The sequence below is a fragment of the Desemzia sp. FAM 23988 genome (assembly GCF_045528365.1).
Lineage (GTDB): Bacteria > Bacillota > Bacilli > Lactobacillales > Carnobacteriaceae > Desemzia.
Genome location: NZ_JBGQQS010000020.1, coordinates 1 through 19,364 on the forward strand (window position 1 = coordinate 1; position 19,364 = coordinate 19,364).

The 19,364-nt window shown below is 37.3% G+C and carries 16 protein-coding genes; 10 read left to right on the top strand and 6 right to left on the bottom strand.

Annotated elements, in window-relative coordinates; all coding sequences use genetic code 11:
- Nucleotides 1-245: 245 nt before the first annotated feature.
- From tsaE to ACEN4L_RS10380, 6 genes are all read left to right on the top strand, one after another.
- A complete protein-coding gene (tsaE, locus tag ACEN4L_RS10355) occupies nt 246-683 on the top strand; it encodes a tRNA (adenosine(37)-N6)-threonylcarbamoyltransferase complex ATPase subunit type 1 TsaE (protein ID WP_407097179.1) in 438 nt (145 codons plus the stop codon).
- A 15-nt stretch (nt 684-698) separates the two neighbouring features.
- Nucleotides 699-1,229 carry a GNAT family N-acetyltransferase gene (locus ACEN4L_RS10360; RefSeq protein ID WP_407097139.1) on the top strand — a complete coding sequence of 177 codons (531 nt, stop codon included), beginning with the start codon at nt 699-701 and terminating at the stop codon, nt 1,227-1,229.
- 324 nt (nt 1,230-1,553) lie between these two features.
- Complete coding sequence (locus ACEN4L_RS10365; RefSeq protein ID WP_407097140.1) at nt 1,554-1,919, top strand: DUF2512 family protein; 366 nt, start codon at nt 1,554-1,556, stop codon at nt 1,917-1,919.
- 285 nt (nt 1,920-2,204) lie between these two features.
- A complete protein-coding gene (locus ACEN4L_RS10370; protein ID WP_407097141.1) occupies nt 2,205-2,744 on the top strand; it encodes a GNAT family N-acetyltransferase in 540 nt (179 codons plus the stop codon).
- A gap of 170 nt (nt 2,745-2,914) precedes the next feature.
- On the top strand, nt 2,915-3,301 hold the full coding sequence (locus ACEN4L_RS10375; protein ID WP_407097142.1) for a GntR family transcriptional regulator: 387 nt from the start codon (nt 2,915-2,917) through the stop codon (nt 3,299-3,301).
- 2 nt (nt 3,302-3,303) lie between these two features.
- Entirely contained in the window at nt 3,304-4,443 is a 1,140-nt protein-coding gene (locus ACEN4L_RS10380) for a DUF1648 domain-containing protein (RefSeq protein ID WP_407097143.1), read from the top strand.
- Nucleotides 4,444-4,503: 60 nt separating this feature from the next.
- On the opposite strand, the gene ACEN4L_RS10385 is transcribed toward ACEN4L_RS10380, so the two are convergent.
- The 3 genes from ACEN4L_RS10385 to ACEN4L_RS10395 all read right to left on the bottom strand — a co-directional run bounded on the left by ACEN4L_RS10385 (nt 4,504) and on the right by ACEN4L_RS10395 (nt 7,563).
- The gene (locus tag ACEN4L_RS10385; protein WP_407097144.1) at nt 4,504-5,235 is read right to left on the bottom strand and encodes an amino acid ABC transporter ATP-binding protein; all 732 of its coding nucleotides are present in this window, start codon (nt 5,233-5,235) and stop codon (nt 4,504-4,506) included.
- The gene (locus ACEN4L_RS10390) at nt 5,228-6,697 is read right to left on the bottom strand and encodes an amino acid ABC transporter substrate-binding protein/permease (RefSeq protein WP_407097145.1); all 1,470 of its coding nucleotides are present in this window, start codon (nt 6,695-6,697) and stop codon (nt 5,228-5,230) included. The genes ACEN4L_RS10385 and ACEN4L_RS10390 overlap by 8 nt, the downstream gene beginning before the upstream one ends.
- 332 nt (nt 6,698-7,029) lie before the next feature.
- Nucleotides 7,030-7,563, bottom strand: coding sequence for a 3'-5' exonuclease (locus ACEN4L_RS10395; RefSeq protein ID WP_079650476.1), 534 nt, complete (start codon nt 7,561-7,563; stop codon nt 7,030-7,032).
- 189 nt (nt 7,564-7,752) lie between these two features.
- Here ACEN4L_RS10395 and ACEN4L_RS10400 point away from each other — a divergent pair, with 189 nt between their 5' ends.
- Nucleotides 7,753-9,159: a glycoside hydrolase family 1 protein gene (locus ACEN4L_RS10400; RefSeq protein WP_407097146.1), complete on the top strand. Its 1,407-nt coding sequence runs from the start codon at nt 7,753-7,755 to the stop codon at nt 9,157-9,159.
- A gap of 192 nt (nt 9,160-9,351) precedes the next feature.
- Here the strand turns inward: ACEN4L_RS10400 and ACEN4L_RS10405 are convergent, their stop codons facing one another.
- Entirely contained in the window at nt 9,352-10,224 is an 873-nt protein-coding gene (locus tag ACEN4L_RS10405) for a DUF368 domain-containing protein (RefSeq protein ID WP_407097147.1), read from the bottom strand.
- 344 nt (nt 10,225-10,568) lie between these two features.
- Between ACEN4L_RS10405 and ACEN4L_RS10410 the strand changes: the two genes are divergently transcribed.
- Nucleotides 10,569-11,879, top strand: a complete 1,311-nt coding sequence (locus ACEN4L_RS10410) for a PTS sugar transporter subunit IIC (RefSeq protein WP_407097148.1) — start codon at nt 10,569-10,571, stop codon at nt 11,877-11,879.
- Nucleotides 11,880-11,946: 67 nt separating this feature from the next.
- Here ACEN4L_RS10410 and ACEN4L_RS10415 read toward each other — a convergent pair whose 3' ends face one another.
- Nucleotides 11,947-12,813, bottom strand: coding sequence for an MBL fold metallo-hydrolase (locus ACEN4L_RS10415; RefSeq protein ID WP_407097149.1), 867 nt, complete (start codon nt 12,811-12,813; stop codon nt 11,947-11,949).
- Between the two features lie 239 nt (nt 12,814-13,052).
- Between ACEN4L_RS10415 and ACEN4L_RS10420 the strand changes: the two genes are divergently transcribed.
- Nucleotides 13,053-14,483 (top strand): 6-phospho-beta-glucosidase, encoded by a 1,431-nt coding sequence (locus ACEN4L_RS10420; RefSeq protein WP_407097150.1) that lies wholly within the window; start codon nt 13,053-13,055, stop codon nt 14,481-14,483.
- Nucleotides 14,484-14,555: 72 nt separating this feature from the next.
- Here ACEN4L_RS10420 and ACEN4L_RS10425 read toward each other — a convergent pair whose 3' ends face one another.
- Nucleotides 14,556-17,171: a cation-translocating P-type ATPase gene (locus tag ACEN4L_RS10425; RefSeq protein WP_407097180.1), complete on the bottom strand. Its 2,616-nt coding sequence runs from the start codon at nt 17,169-17,171 to the stop codon at nt 14,556-14,558.
- A gap of 637 nt (nt 17,172-17,808) precedes the next feature.
- Here ACEN4L_RS10425 and ACEN4L_RS10430 point away from each other — a divergent pair.
- Nucleotides 17,809-19,203, top strand: a complete 1,395-nt coding sequence (locus ACEN4L_RS10430; protein ID WP_407097151.1) for a glycoside hydrolase family 1 protein — start codon at nt 17,809-17,811, stop codon at nt 19,201-19,203.
- Nucleotides 19,204-19,364: the final 161 nt, after the last annotated feature.

Genomic DNA, 19,364 nt, shown 5'->3' on the forward strand with positions numbered 1-19,364 from the left:
GCTTTTATTACTTTATATTTCTTATCTTCATTCATCGTTAGTATTATCCTTTTCATGATTTTATTTTATCATTTTGGGACATTTTATGCTTCGACCTACTTAGGACATTATCACGTTCGAACGATATGACACTAACTCTTCAAAATTAGTTTTCGCTTTTTCTAGTCAAATGAATTAAAATAATACAATAACTGCCTATGAGAAGAAAGGTGAATGACGTGAAAACACTCTATGCAAAAAACGAAATGGAAACAAAAGAAATAGCAGCTAGTTTAGCGGATCAATTAGCAGCAGGAGATGTGTTGTTGTTGGAAGGCAATTTAGGAGCTGGCAAAACAACTTTTACAAAAGGTATCGCTGAAGGATTAGGAATCCAACGCATTATTAAAAGTCCCACGTATACGCTTATACGTGAATATGATGAAGGAAGATTGCCTTTGTATCACATGGATGTCTATCGTTTAGAAGAAACTGGAGGAACTGACTTAGGGCTTGAAGAGTACTTTGAAGGAGAAGGCGTTTCAGTGATTGAATGGGCGACTTTTATTCCTGAAGATGTTCCAGAAGAGCATCTTGAGATCCAATTAAAACCAGTAGGTGAAGAGTTGTCAGAACGAAAAATAACGTTTATACCAAAAGGGAAACGTTTTGAGAAATTAATAGAAGCATGGAATATTGACTAAGGAGCAGGTGAATTGATGGAAGAACAATTGGATGTATTAATCAGAGAAGCTATTCCGGATGATGCTGCAAGCATCTTAAATCATTTGAGTCATACAGCTCTTGAAACCGGGTTTATGACAATGGGCGAAGAAGGACCGGGAATCACGGTAGAAGAAGAACAAGAGCAATTAGCCAAGCTGTATGAGTCAAATAATAACGTCCTGCTGGTTGCCTTGGTAAATGATGAAGTTATCGGAACCGCTTCTGTGCATGGCTCTCAAAGCCCAAAATTAAGCCATATTGGTGAGATAGGCATCGTCATCGCAAAAGACTATTGGGGCTACGGGTTAGGGACCACTATGATGAAAGAAATGATTGAGTGGGCTAATGAATCATCTGTCTTGAAACGCTTGGAGTTGACTGTGCAAGCCCGGAATCAAAAAGCGCGTCATTTATACGAAAAGTTGGGGTTTACATTAGAAGCAGTCATGTCTCGTGGGGTAAAAGACAACGGGGAATATTTAGACGTGTGTTTAATGAGCATGATGATTGGTGACATAAAGTAAACGAAGTACCATCATTCTAATCACTATCCAAAAAGCTCGAATTTTCTTCTATCTATTAGAAAATTCGAGCTTTTTTGAATGTGAGAGTGGAGTGCCAACTGCAGAACAACTATTGAACTAATGCGTATTGATTGTTTTCTATAACTGATGACTTATAATAAAGATAAGGTTATTTTTATCAGTTCTCTCATTTTTTCAAAATACTGGATCAGTTGAGGAGGAATTTTTATTCGAAAATTATAAGTATCATTGCTGTAAAAAGATTCGCTTGCTTCTTGTTGTTAACTGGAAAATGGAGAAGGATATTTTATAGGAGGAATGAATATGAAACATGTAAAAGCATTGATCATTAAGGCCATTATGATATGGGCAATTGTTTGGATTGTTTTATCTTTGATTTACGATGTGGCATTTATGGATTCTACAATAGTAGGTGTAATTATTGTAGTGTTGATCTATATTCTAGGTGATTTAGTTATTTTACGAAAAGTAGGAAATGTTGCAGCTACTATCGCTGATTCAGGGGCAGCTGCGATCATTCTGTATCTCTACCTGAACTCGATGGATTATACTGAAAATATCTGGATGATGACACTGATTAGTGCAGTTCTTATTGGAGCAGGAGAATGGTTCTTCCATAAATGGCTTTTAAAAGAACATGTTGTACCAGATGAACGAAAAATGAAGTGAAAAACAATCGGGCAATATGCCAAATAATACTGGCCGGATAGGCTTAAAGACACCTTTCTCCTCGTAAGAGAAGAGTGTTATTTTTTTGTTCAAAAAATAGAAAAAATTTACAAAAAAAAGATTGTTTCTCCCTCTTTCACCGTATATAATTTGACTTGTCGCGAAAATGAATCGATCAAACTAACGTTTTACATAAAAGGAAAAAATGAATAGAATGAAAGATCCAATGTATTTTTGCGAGTAGAGAAAACGTTGATGAAAGTCTCAAAAAGAGGAGGAATTAAATTGTTAAACGTAACCTTTGTCATGCCTAAAACAGGAATTCGCAAAGCTACCCTATCTGATTTACCCGAAATGGTGGGTATTTATAATGATGCTGTCGCATTAGGTGGAATTACTTGTGATATTGATTTATTTACTATAGAAGAAAGAATTCCCTGGTTTGATGTCCATCAAACAGCTGAGTATCCATTGTTTGTTTATGAAGTAGATGGAGAGGTTGCGGGATATAGTCATTTGAGCGCTTATCGAGCAGGTAGAAGAGCTGTTGAGAAAGTTGCTGAAATCAGTTATTACGTCAACAAAAAATTTCGAAAACAAGGTATTGGATCTGCATTAGTTAGCCACACGATCAATCACGCAAAAGAATTAGGATATGACCACTTGATGGCCATGATTGTTGAAGGAAACTTAGGCAGTGAGAATATGCTGCTGAAATATGGATTTAACCAATGGGGACGTATGCCTGGAATTGCTGTCTTTAATGGGAACACACATGATCATATTTATTATGGGGTGTCTTTTGAGCAATACAAAAGTTTATGAAAAGCAATCTTGGAACCCCAACATTGCTTCTAAGCTGTATAAAAATGAAGAATACCGCTTTCCCCTTGCTAAAAGGAGAGAGCGGTATTTTTTTAATAAGGAAGTAATAAAGTGTCCATTTTATTATTCTTGTGTTATACTAGTTATATAACAAATAGGGCGGTGATGAAATGTTTATTGAAATCAATCCTCATGATGAAACACCTATTTATACTCAATTAATGTATCAAATCAAAAAGAATATTGTTATCCATCGCAATTCGATCGATAAAGATTTGCCAAGTGTAAGAAGTTTAGCTAGCGACTTGGGCATCAACATGCATACCGTTAATAAGGCTTATAATCTATTAGTAGACGAGGGAGTATTGATTAAAAGTAAAAGAGGTTATTTTATTCAAGATCAGTCTTCTTTGAAACAGCATGAAAACGTAAAACAAGCGATGCTGGAGAAATTAGCTCAAATTCAAATCGATGCAGAAATTTACGGCGTCTCTGAACAAACGATAGAAGAATGGCTGAATACAATCAAAGAAAAGTTGAAAGAAGAGGTGAAATAAACATGCTATTATTTAGTATGATCATGACAGGAACATTTTTGTTAGTAGGGGTCATTAATGGAGTGACACCTTACTATAGTAGAAGAGGGACCCCTTTTGGCATCACAGTCCCAAGCACTCATCAACAAGATTCTTTTATTCAAATGCTGAAGAAACGCTTCTTGATTCAAAACATTGTTTTGAGCCTTCTATTTTCTATACCACTATTTTTCTTTTCCACTATAGAGAATATACAAGCACAAGAAATGTGGAGTAGTTTATATTTCACAGGAGCAGTATTTTTATTTATGATTTTGACTTTTGTTTTGTATTTGAGCAATAGAAAAAAGATTCAAATCTGGAAAAAAGAGAACAATCTTTTTACAGATATCAAAAAAGAGCGAATCATTGTGGATACCAATTACCATAGTGATTTAAAAACGATTTCGACTCGAACGATAGTGATGGCACAACTGCTGATCGTATTGATAACGGTCGTTGTAACATTGTTCTTCTATCGCAGTATCCCAAATGAATTCCCAGTTCATTGGAATAGTCAAAATGTTCCAGATCGAATTGTGGAGAAAACTTATTTGTCTGTATTGATGGTGCCAGCGATCCAATTACTGATGATACCTGTAATGGCGTTCAGTAATTACTCGTTCATCAAATCAAAACAAAAGTTGTTATCTAATTACCCACAGTTGACTAGCAAACAAAGTAAACAATATCGAAAAGCATGGTCTGTTTATTTTTTGATTGTCTCAGTAGCACTGCAACTTCTGTTTACACTAATAAATTTTTATGCTCTTTTCATTGCCGATGATTCCAGCTTTGAATGGGTCAGTATCGTGATAGGCATATTTATCGTCGGAATTATCGGGTATAGTTTATTTTTAACTTGGAAATATGGACAAGGTGGAGAAAAATTAGTTTATAGCCAAATAAAGGAGAACTCAGATGAATTCACTGAAGTAGACGAAGAAAAATACTGGAAGTGGGGCGTGTTTTATTATAATCCCGAAGATCCAGCTGTCTTTGTGGAGAAGAGATTTGGAATTGGAAGTACGATCAATATGGCTAGATGGCAGTCATGGCTGGCTATAGGTGGATTAATTGTGTTTTGTTTTCTGCTTGCGGTTGTGCCATTTTTAATGGAATAATAGATGAATTATAAAAAGAAGGAAGCTGGAGTTCATGACCCCAGCTTCCTTCTTCTCTATTTAGATCAATACTTTATCTAAGAAATCTTTTGTCCGTTCATTTTGCGGATTGTTGAAGACTTCTTGAGGAGGACCTTCCTCAACGATATAACCACCATCCATAAAGATGACACGGTCAGCAACTTCCTTGGCAAATCCCATTTCATGAGTAACGACCAGCATGGTCATCCCTTGACTAGCTAAGCGTTGCATAACTTCCAGAACATCGCCAACCATCTCAGGGTCAAGAGCACTTGTTGGTTCATCAAACAACATAATATCTGGCTGCATGGCTAACGCACGAGCGATAGCTACACGTTGTTTTTGCCCACCTGAAAGTGATTTCGGATAGTCATCTGCTTTTTCTTCCAATCCGACAGTTTCTAATAGTTTTAAAGCACGAGCTTTGATGTCGTCATTCGATTCGTCTTTCAGCTCTTTTGGAGCCAACATGATGTTGTCCAGTACAGTTAAGTGAGGGAATAAGTTGAAATGTTGAAACACCATCCCGATATTTTCGCGTACCTTATTGATGTCTTGAGATGGATCCGTTAAATCATGATTGTCCACAATGACTTTACCACCGGTAATTTCTTCTAAATTATTCATACAGCGAAGGAAAGTACTCTTACCTGATCCGGAAGGACCGATAATGCAAATAACTTCTCCTTCTTGAACTTCTAAGTTTAAATCTTTTAATACTTCTAAGTCGCCAAAGTTTTTCTTTAAATGTTCTACTTTTAGTTTAGTCATTTGTCAGTTTCCTTTCCAATACAGATGAAAGCCAAGTTAAAATGGTAATAATAACGATGTAAATGGCTCCGACGATCAACCACATGCTGCCAGATGAATATGTTCGAGCAATGACGATACGTCCCGTTTGTGTTAATTCTACTATCCCGATTACGGAAAGGATAGAGGTGTCTTTTAATGTAATGACAAATTGATTGATAAGAGACGGAATCATTATTTTAATAGCCTGTGGAAGAATGATTTTTCTCATGGATGTATTGTAAGACAGCCCCAAACTTCTCCCAGCTTCTAATTGTCCTTTAGCAACAGCTAAAATACCCCCTCGTACTTGTTCTGAAATGTAAGCCGCTGTATTAAGCGTTAATGTAGTGACCCCTGCTATAAAGGCAGACATTTTAATATCAAGCAATTGTGGTACTGAAAAATAGATAAAGAAAGCTAGAACAATTAATGGAATCCCGCGCATAATCGTAATATAAATAGAAGATATAACATTCATCACTCTATTTGGACTGGCGCTAAATAATCCCAAAACAGTTCCGAGTACTAATGCAATAGCAAAGGAAACAAGCGTTAACACTAACGTAGAGCCTAGGCCACTGGCTAAGTCTTTCCAGTTAGCTGCAAGTAGACCGAAGATTCCATTTCCTGCAGCTGGTTCAGCATCTTCGCTTAAATAACGATCGACAATTTCATCATAAGTCCCATTTTCTTGGATATTTGCTAAACCTGCATTAAACATTTCGAGTAATTCCCGGTTTTGATCTTTGTTAACGGCAAATCCGTAAACATCCCCAGACTCTGGATCAAGCGGGAATTGCAATTTCAGACCTTGTTGAACAGCATATGCCATTACAGGGTAGTCATCAAAAACAGCATCTGAATGGCCAGCCATAACGTCTTCATACATAGTTGCTGAATCGTCAAATTGGTTTACGTTGATATTGTATTCTTCTTGTAATTCATTAACAAAATTAGCTCCAGTAGTTCCTACTTTTACGGCTACTGTTTTACCTTCTAAATCATCGTAAGAAGTGATTTCATCATTCGTTTCGGAAACAGCCATAACAGTCCCAGCTTCAAAGTAAGGGTCAGAAAAATCAAACGATTCTTCACGTTCGGGAGTAATACTCATGGCTGCGATCATACCATCCACTTGGTTGGTCTCTAGAGCTTGCAATCCTGCACTAAAATTTAATGGATTAAGTTCAATTTCAAAACCTTGATCTTCTGCGATGGCACGTAAGATATCAACGTCAATACCGACATATTCGCCGTCTGCATTTTGAAATTCAAATGGTGTATAAGTAACGTCCGTTGTAATAATGTACGGGTCTTCGGGGGTTCCTTTCGTTGAATCTGTTTCACTTGCTCCAACTTGCATTGGTAATAGGATGTTGATTATAAAAGCAAGTGTTGCGATAAAGGCAAACAGTTTGCCTTTCCTTTTATATTTATTCACCGTGATCTCCTCCTGATTTTTGGTACCCCTATAGCATACGGGAATACGAATCCTATTTCAACTAATAAGCATTCAAAAATGAGATTTCAGTTCATTTTCTAATGAAAATGAAGAGACATAAAAGTTGTTTTATCAGTCGGTTACAATCTAAATATGAATAATATGTGTCTAGTAAATGAGGAAATGAAGCGAGGAATACCAGAAGAAGAATCATCATTTATCGTGCTGGCAAATTAAAAAGACTCTATTTCCATGCAATCGGCTAGATCCGTTGCTTTGCATAGAATATAGAGTCTGTTAACTATTAGCCATAGTAGAATTGAAAAACTTAGTTACACATATTTGACTAATTTTTTTAGGGGCGTTGTCCCAAAATGGTCTTCAAGGTAAAGAAGGATATTTGCACAAGCTACACTATCTGCCAAAGCATTGTGGTGATTGTCCAGTGTAATGCCTAAAGATTCGCATACCGTATTTAATTTGTGGTTTGGCAGTTCATACAATAGTTTTCGGCTTGATTGGACAGTGCATAAGGTTTGGAAATGAGGTTGTTCAAGCTGATAGTAATCCAGACAACCTTGCAGTACACCTCGATCAAAAGGAAGATTATGGGCAACGATCAACTGGTTTTGTGTAAACAGAGGATTGATCTCTGGCCAGATCTGAGCAAAAGTGGGAGCATTTGCCACATCTCTTTCGTAAATACCATGGATACGAATGTTTCTTTGATCAAAAAAAGTGTCAGGTTTCAATAAGGTATAATAATTGTCAACGATTTGACTGTCTCGAACGATCGTTAAAGCTACAGAACAAGCGCTGTGCTTTTGATAATTAGCTGTTTCAAAGTCAATAGCAGTAAAATTCATTTCAGCCTCCATAGTGGTTTAAAGATTTGTTGCTAGTAGTATAACTCTTTTTACAAACAAACTCTATGGTAATTTCAGTTTACGAACACTATTGTTTATTGAAAATAATAAAAATCGGTGCTTGAATGTAAAGCATTACATAAGGTAAAGTAATAAATGAAAGCGGTATAATTTAAGGAGGGAAACTTTATGCAACAGAAAACAGCAAAACCATTTCCAAAAGACTTTTTATGGGGTGGATCAACAAGTGCTTACCAAATTGAAGGCGCCTGGAATGAAGGCGGAAAGGGGCCATCTGTTCAAGATATAAAAGTTATTCCAGAGGATACTTCTGATTTCAAAGTAGCAGCGGACCATTATCATCATTATAAAGAAGATGTGGCATTGTTAGCCGAAATGGGATTTACAACGTATCGTTTTTCTATTGCCTGGACACGTATCGTTCCAAGTGGAGATGGGGAAATCAATGAAGAAGGTATCCAGTTTTATAATACTCTGATTGATGAATTACTGAAATACAATATTGAACCTTTAGTGACGGTATACCATTTTGATTTGCCTGCTGCATTAGAAGAAAAGGGCGGCTGGAGCAATCGCGCTACGGTCGATGCATTTGTACGCTACTGTGATATTTTATTTGATCGTTTTGGAGATCGAATTAAGTTATGGCAAACCATCAATGAACAAAATATGATGATTCTGTCTGCTGGTGCGGTTGTTGGTGGAGGCGCCAGTACCTTGAAAGAGACGTATCAACAAAATCACCACATGCTCTTGGCACAAGCGCGTGTGATGAAACAATGCCACGATAAGCTGCCAGAGGCTAAAATCGGCCCTGCACCAAATATCTCCTACATTTATCCTAAAACAAACAGTCCAAAAGATATTCAAGCTGCTCAAACCTTTAATGCATTACGAAACTGGTTGTATTTGGATATGGCAGTGTATGGGAGATACAATAATGTTGCGTGGTCTTTCTTAGAAGCTAATGATGCAACTCCAGAATTCGAACCAGGTGATGAAGAAACTTTAAAATCTGGTTTAGCTGATTTTATTGCCTTTAACTACTATAGTTCAGGAACTGTTGAATATTATCCGCTTCAAGAAGAGAGTACGGATTCTACAAGTGCTGACCAACAAAAAGGACAAGGAATTCCTGGATTCTTCCGCCAAGTAGAACATGGTGCACTTGACAAAACTGAATTTGGCTGGGAGATTGATCCAGAAGGTTTACGTACAACAGCAAATGAAATCTATTCTCGTTACGCGTTACCGTTAGTCATCACTGAAAATGGATTAGGCGGAAGAGACACTTTGACAGAAGATGGAAAGGTCCACGATACTTATCGCATCAATTATTTGCGAGACCATATCAAACAAGTTCAATTAGCTATTACAGATGGTGTTGAGCTGTTTGGTTACTGTCCATGGAGCGCGATCGATTTGATCAGTACTCATGAAGGTTTCCGTAAACGTTATGGATTTGTGTACGTCAATCGTTCAGACTTTGATTTGAAAGATCTCTCTCGTTTACGCAAGGACAGCTTCTATTGGTACAAAGATGTAATTGCTTCAAATGGTCAAGAGCTAGGCTGACATTAACGAACAAGCTGTCCCAAAATCGACTATTACTCGATTTTAGGGCAGCTGTTTATTTTGTTAGTGGATAGAGAATTTGCTAAGAACAATTATTGAGAGATAGAACCTCTGTCACTCATAAATTGCTTTTTACTAGAAGCACAAACTCAATCAAAAAAAAGGCCATCATAATTGAGACGACCCAGTTATTTATTTCGAATATTTTTCTTCGATTCCACTGAACCAGTAAGAGAAAATCACACCTATCACAAACATAATGAGAGAGAACACCAAAGTCAACGTAAAGGATAATCCAGATGCTGCTAATCCTTCAGATGAGAATGCTGGGAGGATAACAGTTGGGAAAATAGCTAGAGATGAACCAATCACCATTCCTAAAATGAAATGATACATTTTTGAGTAGAAGCGAGTAAATAACCAGTCTGCTAATTTAGCCAACAATAATACGCACAGCAGGCCGCCGATAACTAAGGGAATAATCACACTAAAATCAAATGAACTGATTCCTGCAGACATTTTTTCATACAAACCAAAGTAAATAAGGAAGTTGCTTGGACTCATTCCGGGAACGATTACTCCTAGACCGATCAAGGCCCCAGAGAACACCCAAGTTAAAAAGCCGGGAGCTAATTGTGTCAGTGACTGTCCGCCAATCACCATCAATAGAGTCAATCCAACAGCGCTGATCACAAGAATGCTGATATCTACAGTATTGCGACCTTTTTCACCGGCAGTTTTCCATAAAGAGGGGAAAGTTCCTACAACAAAACCAATGAACAAGCAAGTAAACATAGCTTCATATTGGCCAAAAGCTTTTTCAACAAATGCAGAAAAGATGACTACACCAATAACGCCGCCGATACCAACCGGTAAAAAGTAACGAACATTTTGCAAGAAATTTTTAGTGATATTGCCTAAAAATGAAATGATTTCATCATAAAGTCCAAAGATAACAGCTAAGACACCGCCTGATAAACCGGGTAATATACCGCCGATTCCTACTGCAGCTCCTTTTAACAATCTGATAAACCAATCTTTCGATGAGTTTGCCTCATTTTTCAATTGCCTTTCTCTCCTTTAGGTAGTACAATTTTTCACTGTCTTTCATTATAAACAGATTTAATGAAAACACACAAGTATTTCAGCAAAACGTAATAAAAGATTAAAAATTAAAGTAACAGATTAAAAAAAAAAGACTTGCTTAGGTGAGCAACATAGATTAAAATAAAATCAGATACTAAAGTAAGCGATTACAAAAAAGAAAGGAGGAGCAAAAGCGCACCTGAAATACTGCAGGCCCTATTATTTTTATCAGTTTTTACTCTTTAGGATTTAGTTGTGAGTACACATTCCGTTCAGAGGAGGAAATACAAATGGATAAATTTTTGGACTTTTTACAAGAATAAATGGCCCTACTTGCTTACAAATTAGATTCAAATCGGTATTTAACCGCTATAAAAAGTGGTTTTTTTGCAGCAATGTCTATTTTGATCATTGGTTCGATCTTTTTGCTGTTAGCCAATCTTCCCATTAATGGCTATGCAGATTTTATGGCTGGCATTTTTGGGGCTAACTGGTCTGAATTCTTTATGGTTCCTTATAATATGACCATGAATATTATGACGCCTTTTGTTATTATCGGTATTTCAAAATCATTATCTAGTCATTATAAAGTCGATGATGTAGCAGCAATCGTATTGTCTATCGTATCTTTCTTGATTTTGACTCCAAGTTTGATTACAGCCGAAGGAGCTACAGGTATTCCATCTGCTAACTTAAGCGCAAGTGGTTTATTTGTAGGGATGATTACAGCTATTTTAGCTACTGAGATTATGAGAGCTGTTGTACAACGCGGATGGGTCATTAAAATGCCTGAATCTGTACCCAGCAATGTAGCACGTTCATTTTCATCTTTGATTCCTGGACTTTTTGTTATTCTTTCCTTTAATGTTATCAGAATGTTGTTTGCAATGACTTCTTTTGAAACAGCTCACAATTTCATTTTTGAAGTGTTGCAAACACCATTGTTAGCTTTAGGCGGGTCTTTGCCTGCAATGATCATTGTGCTGTTGTTTGAAGCAATTCTCTGGTCTTTTGGGATTCATGGATCTCAAATCGTATCAGGAGTTATGTCACCGATCTGGCTGTCCTTAACGGCTGGTAATGCGGAAGCTTTTGCAGCAGGACAAGCTTTGCCAAACATTATCAACTCTCAGTTCCATGATAATTTTATCAAACTAGGCGGAGCCGGCAGTACTTTAGGGTTAGCCTTATGTGCGCTATTCTTTGCAAAATCCAAACAATTTAAGACTTTAGGAAAATTAGCCATCGGTCCTGGAATGTTCAATATTAATGAACCATTGATTTTTGGTATTCCAATTGTATTGAACCCGATTATGTTGATTCCATTTATTATTAATCCAATTATTATGGCAATCGTTGCTTATGCAGCTATGTCAACAGGATTAGTGAACGTAGCCAATGGTGTCAACATCCCTTGGACAACTCCACCAATCTTTTCAGGGTTCTTAGTTAGTGGATGGACAGGTGCATTGCTGCAAGTTTTCCAAATTTTCTTAGGCGGATTAGTTTACTATCCATTCTTCAAACTAGTAGACCAAAAAGCTTATATGCTAGAACAAGGTAAAACAGAAGAAGAAATCTTGGAAGCTCAAACAACTGATACAGATGCTCCAACTGGAACACCATCTGTTTAAAGAATACACTAAAAGAAAAAACGATTCCTTCTACAGTTGTTATAGAAGGAATCGTTTTTTTAGGTATTTAGATTTGGCTTTCAGAAGAGTCATCTACAAATTTACCATAGTTGGGAACAGCCGCTTCATCAAAGTTGTCTGCTAATTTATTTAAATCCTTTTTTAACTCGCTTCCTTCCATTGATGGACCGTGTCCTGTTATGGCTATATAAGGGTTCAGACTTGCTAATTTACGGACTGATTCCTTAGCGGCTGTCCAATCTGGTGTCAAGTACCTCGGGGGCCCGCTTAATTCTTTTTTCTGTGTCACTACATGATAGAGAGAGTCTTGTTTAGTAGTCACAAATGCATCTGCCGCGATCAGTAGCCGATCTTTATCTCTGAACAAAGCTATTTGGCCTTCTGTATGACCTGGAACATGGATCCATTTGAAATCAGATAAATAAGGTACTGTTCCATCTTCTGGTAAAGGATGGATATGAGAGCCTAAATTGATTGGTTCTATAGGGAAAGCTCCAGACATCTTAGCAATCAATCCACCTTCGACAGTAGAATCTCCTTTAGCATAGCTTTTTTTCCCTGTTAAATAAGGAAGTTCCATTTTATGAGCGTAAACAGGTATGTTCCAGTGATGAACTAGTTCGATCACAGAACCTACATGATCGAAGTGGCCATGCGTCAAAATAATAGCCTTGGGAGTACTATTTCTCCCAAAACGTTCCTCTACAGCTGAGATAATATCATCAGCTTTATTAGGTGTGCCGGCATCAACGATAACAAAATCGTCGCTGACAATATCTCCAATCAGATAAAGGTTAACAAACTGGACAGTATAAACGTAGACATCAGGTGTCAATTCTTTTCCATGACTTCTTTTTATAGAAGTCATAGGGATAGACTTATAGTCTTTTCCGTAATACAGATTTAAATCCATTGTCGATTTCCTCCTTAAGGATCAAAAATGCTATCAAGTAGTATTAAGACAAAAAAGGTAAGACACCTTTATTTTATCCAATTGAGCAAACTTATTCAGTTAATAACACTTGTCAACTGACAGTTAAGTCTTTTTGTTCTGTAATAAAGGTTTTTTCAAATTAAGCTTGACTGTAATGGATTACACATCTTATAGTGAAATTGTACTTAAAAAGAAAACGCTTTCCAAGGAGGATAACAATGACTAAAGAAGCTTTGAAAATTGTTACGATTGGTGGAGGTTCAAGTTACACACCAGAATTGATTGAAGGATACATTAAGCGCAAAGACCAGCTGCCGATTAAAGATATTGTTTTAGTAGATATCGAAGAAGGTAAAGAAAAGCTGGAGATTGTTGGAGAAATGGCTAAACGGATGGTCAAAGCAGCAGGTTTAGACTGGAACGTTGAATTAACTTTAGACCGTAAAACAGCTTTGAAAGATGCAGATTTTGTGACGACTCAGTTTAGAGTGGGATTGTTAGACGCTCGTGTCAAAGATGAACGTATTCCTTTATCACATGGGGTTTTAGGACAGGAAACAAATGGTGCTGGTGGAATGCTGAAAGCTTTCCGTACAATTCCGGTTATTTTAGAGATTATCGAAGATATGAAAGAACAATGTCCAGATGCATGGCTTGTAAACTTTACCAATCCTGCAGGAATGGTCACTGAAGCAGCAATCAAAGTAGGAGGATGGGAACGAACAGTTGGACTATGTAATGTGCCAATTGGCCATTGTTCATCTGCATCTGAAAAATTGGGCATTCCTGAAAATGAATTGTTCTTTAAATTTGCTGGAATCAATCATTTCCATTGGCACCGGGTATGGGATAAAACCGGAAAAGAAAGAACAGCAGAATTGATCGACATTTTATATGGACCTTCACAAAATGAAGAAGACAATCACTTAAAAAATATTCATAGTGCTTCTTTCCATTATGAGCAGATCAAAGATTTAGGTATGCTGCCTTGTGGGTATCATCGTTATTACTATATTGAAGATGAAATGCTGCAACACTCTATTGAAGAATTTGAAAGAGGCGAAACAAGAGCTCAAGTAGTCAAAGAAACAGAGAAACGTCTGTTTGAACTATACAAAGATCCTGCATTAGACTATAAACCAGAAGAGTTGTCTCAACGAGGAGGCACACATTATAGTGATGCAGCCTGTGAGATTATTGCTTCTATTCAAAATGATAAACAAACTACCATGGTAGTGTCTACTCAAAATAATGGCACGATCACTGACTTGCCGTATGACAGTATTGTAGAAGTGTCAGGTGTGGTCACTGCGCATGGAGTCGAACCTTACAATTGGGGTGCATTCCCATCTGGAGCAGCTAGAGGAATCATCCAAAATATGAAAGGAATGGAAGAAACCGTTATTCGAGCAGCAGTTGACGGAGATTATGGTGCTGCACTACAGGCCTTTACAGTCAATCCTCTTGTTCCTGGCGGTAAGTTAGCTAAAACAATTTTAGATGAATTACTGTACGCCCATAAGGATCACTTGCCGCAATTTGCGGATAAAATCAAGGAAATAGAAGGAAATCAGCCAGAAACAGTTGGTTATGTAGATGAATTGATGAAAAGTAATCATCCAGCAGTAGCAGAAGAAGTAAACAGTTAACCATTAAAACAACAATAGAGGCTTACTCCAGTAGGAGTAAGCCTCTATTGTTGTTTTAAACAAGATTAATAATTAGTCATTTTTACTTGGAAAGAAAACTTTTTTTAGTTCCATAAGGATAACGGCAGCTAAAGCTAAACCTGCAGCAATTCCCCATTGTTCTAAACCAAAGTCAGCTGGAACATCAAATACTGAACGAACACCAGGCAACATAGTGATACCATACAATGCCATACAGAAGATAAATGCGTAAATAGCATACATATTAGAGAAGAAGCCAGCACCGATGGATGTTTGAGTATTTGAACGAGCAGGGAACACTTGTAACGTACGAGCTAGGATCAATGTCGTAAATGCCATTGCAACACTCATTTCATCTGAATAACCTAATCCAATGTATTGAGAAATGATAACGGCAATACCGATCAAAATTCCACGGAAGACTACAGAAGTAAACGTACCGCCAGCAAAAATACCCTCATTTGGATCGCGAGGTTTACGATTCATCACATTTGGCTCACCAGGTTCCATACCTAAAGCGATAGCAGGAATAGAGTCATTGACTAAGTTGATAAACAGTAGTTGTAATGCTGTAAACGGGCTGACCCAGTTCATTAATAAAGCAGCGATGATCGCGATGATTGCTCCTAAGTTACCTGAGAATAGGTAAGCAATCGATTTTTTGATGTTGTCATAAACGTTACGACCAACTTCAACAGCACTCACGATAGAAACAAAGTTATCATCTGTCAATACCATAGCAGCAGAGTCTTTGGCAACGTCAGTACCACTACCCATTGCAATACCAATGTCCGCTTGTTTTAAAGCAGGAGCGTCGTTAACTCCATCACCTGTCATAGCAGAAACTTTGTCTCTGTCTTGCCATGCACGAACGATACGGATTTTGTTTTCAGGTGAAACACGAGCGTAGACAGAAATGTGTTCTAATTTTTCATGCAATTCTTCTTCGCTTAAAGCATCTAACTCTTGTCCTGTTAAGGCCAAGTCGCCTTCTGCAAAGATACCAATATCACGAGCAATGGCACGAGCTGTCGTTTTGTGGTCACCAGTAATCATAACCGTTTTAATTCCGGCGCTCTTAGCTTCTTCAATAGCTCCATAAACAGCTTCACGAGGAGGGTCGATCATAGCCATTAAACCAGCTAAAATCAAATCATTCTCGTCGTCAAAACTGATTTCATTCCCTTCTGGAAGGGGTTTGTAAGCAAATGCCAACACGCGTAATGCACGATCTGAGAAGGCTTCATTTTGAGTTTGCAATGCTTTCAGACGTTCGTCAGTCAATTCAACGACTTCGCCATCCAACATCATTTTAGTACTGCGGCCAAATACTACGTCTGGACCACCTTTTGTCAACATTAAACGTTCTCCGTCGATAGTGTTGACGGTTGACATCAATTTACGGTCAGAATCAAATGGCAATTCAGCTTCACGTGGGTATTGACGACGAAGATCTTCATACGATTTGTTTAATTTATTGCTGTATGCGATCATAGCCACTTCAGTAGGATCTCCAAGTTCTTGACCTTCTTCATTAATATTAGAATCATTGGCTAGAACAGCGATTTCCATCAAGCGTTTTTCATCGGCTGTCCAAGAATCAGGAGTTGTACTGAATTCTCCAGATTGTCCATTTGGCAAGAAATAATCTACGATAGTCATTTTATTTTGAGTCAATGTACCTGTTTTATCCGTACAAATGATACTTGTTGAGCCTAAAGTTTCAACAGCCGGTAATTTACGGATGATAGCGTGTTTCTTCGCCATTTTATTTGTTCCGACAGACAATACGATCGTTACAATAGATTGCAATGCCTCAGGGATAGCAGCAACGGCAACGGCTACAGCAAACATAAACGCATTCAGCAGTTCGGTTTGAACATCTGTCACATCACCAAAGAAAATACGAGCAGCTTGGATAGCAAAGATCAAAATACTTAATAGTAAGATTCCGATACCCAATTTTTTACTAAATACATCTAATTTCTTTTGCAATGGAGTCTGTTTTGAGGAAGCGTCATCGATCAAGCTAGCAACTTTACCCATTTCAGTGTTGTTACCAGTTCCTGTAACTACAAATAATCCACGTCCATAAGTAGTTAAGGTTCCACTGAAGACCATATTAGAACGGTCACCTAGAGGAACGTCTCCGCTTAGGGAATCAGTGTTCTTTTCAGAGGCAACAGATTCACCTGTCAACATACCTTCTTCGATTTGCAATGAACCGGCTTCGATCAAACGTCCGTCTGCAGGAACATAATCCCCAGCGTCTAAACTCACAATGTCGCCAACAACCAAATCTCTTGCTTCAACAGTGGCTTTTCCACCATTACGCAATACTTTTGCAGAAGGAGCCGACATATTTTTCAAAGCATCTAATGAACCTTCAGCTTTTCTGGTTTGGACAACACTTAAAACAGAGTTGATCATCAATACCGCAAATATGATTAGAGACTCAGTTACTTCACCCAGCAACATTTGAATAATAGCTACAATCAAAAGTACAACAACCATTGCGTCTTTAAATGTTTCTAAAAATAGCTTTAAAACGGAATCTCTTTTCTTTTGTTTTAATTCGTTTAGACCATCGCGTTCTTGTCTACGTTTAACTTCTGCGTCTGATAAGCCTTCTCTTGAAGCTTCAAAATCTTGATAGATCTGGTCCATATCTTTTTGATAGTTTTCCAAATTATACACCCTTTCTTTTTGTCAAATTAGTACGTTGTTGAATTGCAGAGGAAAACCTAACTACTAAAGAGATAGTAGTAATAAATAACTTACATCTAACATACTATTCTAGCTGTTTTTTCACAAGAAACAGAACTTGTATTTAACTGTCAAAATGCCTTGTATTTTATTTTGGCAGCTGATCAGCTGGATTAAAATGTGCTATCTCTTAATTCAATTCCTCCTTAAACAGTATTCATAATAAAATCGACAAAAAAAGAGACTTATGCGGAATTGTTTATGGTTCAACAACTGCATAAGTCTCACTATTTAAGACAACACCAGTAGACCGTTACATCTACTTGCTGGTGACGTTGCCACAGCTTCAGCTGCCAGTTACTCCCTTATTGGAAACTATTCGATTTCATCATAATCAAGTATATCGTATAACGAAAACTGGCGCAACAAAAAGAATGGAACTTTTTTATTGTTTTTATTAAGAATAATAAAAAACAAAAAATGAAAACGATTTAAAAAAGTTTGCTTATTTTGCAGACAAATGCTCTTTTTTTTGTTATCCTTAAAAGTATAAAGTTATAAAATAAAAGTATAGTCATTTAAAAAGGAGAAGAAAGCTATGAAATATGAATTTCCAAAGAATTTTTGGTGGGGATCAGCAGCTAGCGGACCACAAACAGAAGGCGTTTTTGAAGGCGATAACAAAGGGGACAGTATTTGGGATTACTGGTACAAAGAAAGCCCAGAATTATTTTTCAACCAAGTAGGACCTGAAAAAACTTCTGTATTCTATGAAAAGTATAAAGAAGATATTCAATTAATGAAAGAAACTGGACACAATACATTCCGTACTTCTATCCAATGGAGTCGTTTGATTCCAAATGGCGTAGGGGAAGTCAATGAGAAAGCAGTCGATTTCTACAATAGAGTAATTGATGAATTGATCGCTAATGATATTGAACCGTTCATCAATTTATATCACTTTGATATGCCAAGGAAAATGCAAGAAAAAGGCGGCTGGGAAAATCGTGAAACAGTAGAAGCTTATGTAGTGTTTGCTAAAACATGTTTTGAATTATTTGGAGACCGTGTTAAAAAATGGTTTACACATAATGAGCCGATCGTTCCTGTTGAGGGAGGCTACTTATATCAATTCCATTACCCAGCTATAGTAGATATGAAAAAAGCTGCACAAGTAGCTTACCATGAAGTACTAGCCAGTGCTAAAGCCATTAAAGCTTATCATGGAATGGATCTAGGGGGAGAAATCGGAATCATCCTAAACTTGACGCCAAGTTACCCACGTGATGAAAGTAATCCCGAAGATGTGAAAGCAGCAAAAGCAGCGGACGCATTTTTCAATCGTTCTTTCTTAGATTCTGCTGTAAAAGGTGAATTCCCAAGCGATTTAGTAGAAATATTGAAGGAAATCGATATTTTACCGGTTATTGAAGAAGGCGACTTAGACACGATCAAAGAAAATACAGTCGACTTATTAGGTGTAAACTACTACCAACCTCGTCGCATCAAAGCGAAAGAATCGACTACGAAGTTAGCGGATGGTCCAATGCCGGATGACTACTTTGACAACTATGAAATGCCAGGACGTAAAATGAACCCTTATCGTGGATGGGAAATCTACGAAAAAGGCGTGTACGATATTTTAACGAATTTACGTGAAAACTACGACAACATCAAATGCTTTATTTCTGAAAATGGAATGGGTGTAGAAGGCGAAGAACGTTACGTCAATGAAAAAGGGATTGTGGAAGACGACTACCGTATCGAATTCGTGCAAGATCACTTGAAATATGTACACCAAGCCATCCAAGAAGGAAGCAATGTGCGTGGATACCACATGTGGACATGTATGGACAACTGGTCTTGGACAAACGCTTATAAAAACCGTTATGGATTTATTGCAGTTGACTTAGACAATGAGCACAAACGGACGATCAAGAAAAGTGGTCGCTGGTTTAATGAAGTTTCTAAAAATAATGGTTTTGAAGACTAATTCAATGTTACTTAAGTACACTTGTATTTTTACTATGCAAGTGTACTTTTTTCATCAAAACGAATTCACAATTGTGAACAGAATATGAATTCGGAGTAAAAGCTGAACTTATTTTTAAAAAGACTAGACATTTTATGTAGAAATGGTATACTTTGGTTTGT

Excerpts from the sequence above, each read along its gene's own strand:
- tsaE (WP_407097179.1), top strand. The coding sequence starts at position 246 with ATGGAAACAAAAGAAATAGCAGCTAGTTTAGCGGATCAATTAGCAGCA.
- ACEN4L_RS10360 (WP_407097139.1), top strand. The coding sequence starts at position 699 with ATGGAAGAACAATTGGATGTATTAATCAGAGAAGCTATTCCGGATGAT.
- ACEN4L_RS10365 (WP_407097140.1), top strand. The coding sequence starts at position 1,554 with ATGAAACATGTAAAAGCATTGATCATTAAGGCCATTATGATATGGGCA.
- ACEN4L_RS10375 (WP_407097142.1), top strand. The coding sequence starts at position 2,915 with ATGTTTATTGAAATCAATCCTCATGATGAAACACCTATTTATACTCAA.
- ACEN4L_RS10380 (WP_407097143.1), top strand. The coding sequence starts at position 3,304 with ATGCTATTATTTAGTATGATCATGACAGGAACATTTTTGTTAGTAGGG.
- ACEN4L_RS10385 (WP_407097144.1), bottom strand. The coding sequence starts at position 5,235 with ATGACTAAACTAAAAGTAGAACATTTAAAGAAAAACTTTGGCGACTTA.
- ACEN4L_RS10395 (WP_079650476.1), bottom strand. The coding sequence starts at position 7,563 with ATGAATTTTACTGCTATTGACTTTGAAACAGCTAATTATCAAAAGCAC.
- ACEN4L_RS10400 (WP_407097146.1), top strand. The coding sequence starts at position 7,753 with ATGCAACAGAAAACAGCAAAACCATTTCCAAAAGACTTTTTATGGGGT.
- ACEN4L_RS10410 (WP_407097148.1), top strand. The coding sequence starts at position 10,569 with ATGGCCCTACTTGCTTACAAATTAGATTCAAATCGGTATTTAACCGCT.
- ACEN4L_RS10415 (WP_407097149.1), bottom strand. The coding sequence starts at position 12,813 with ATGGATTTAAATCTGTATTACGGAAAAGACTATAAGTCTATCCCTATG.
- ACEN4L_RS10420 (WP_407097150.1), top strand. The coding sequence starts at position 13,053 with ATGACTAAAGAAGCTTTGAAAATTGTTACGATTGGTGGAGGTTCAAGT.
- ACEN4L_RS10425 (WP_407097180.1), bottom strand. The coding sequence starts at position 17,171 with ATGGACCAGATCTATCAAGATTTTGAAGCTTCAAGAGAAGGCTTATCA.
- ACEN4L_RS10430 (WP_407097151.1), top strand. The coding sequence starts at position 17,809 with ATGAAATATGAATTTCCAAAGAATTTTTGGTGGGGATCAGCAGCTAGC.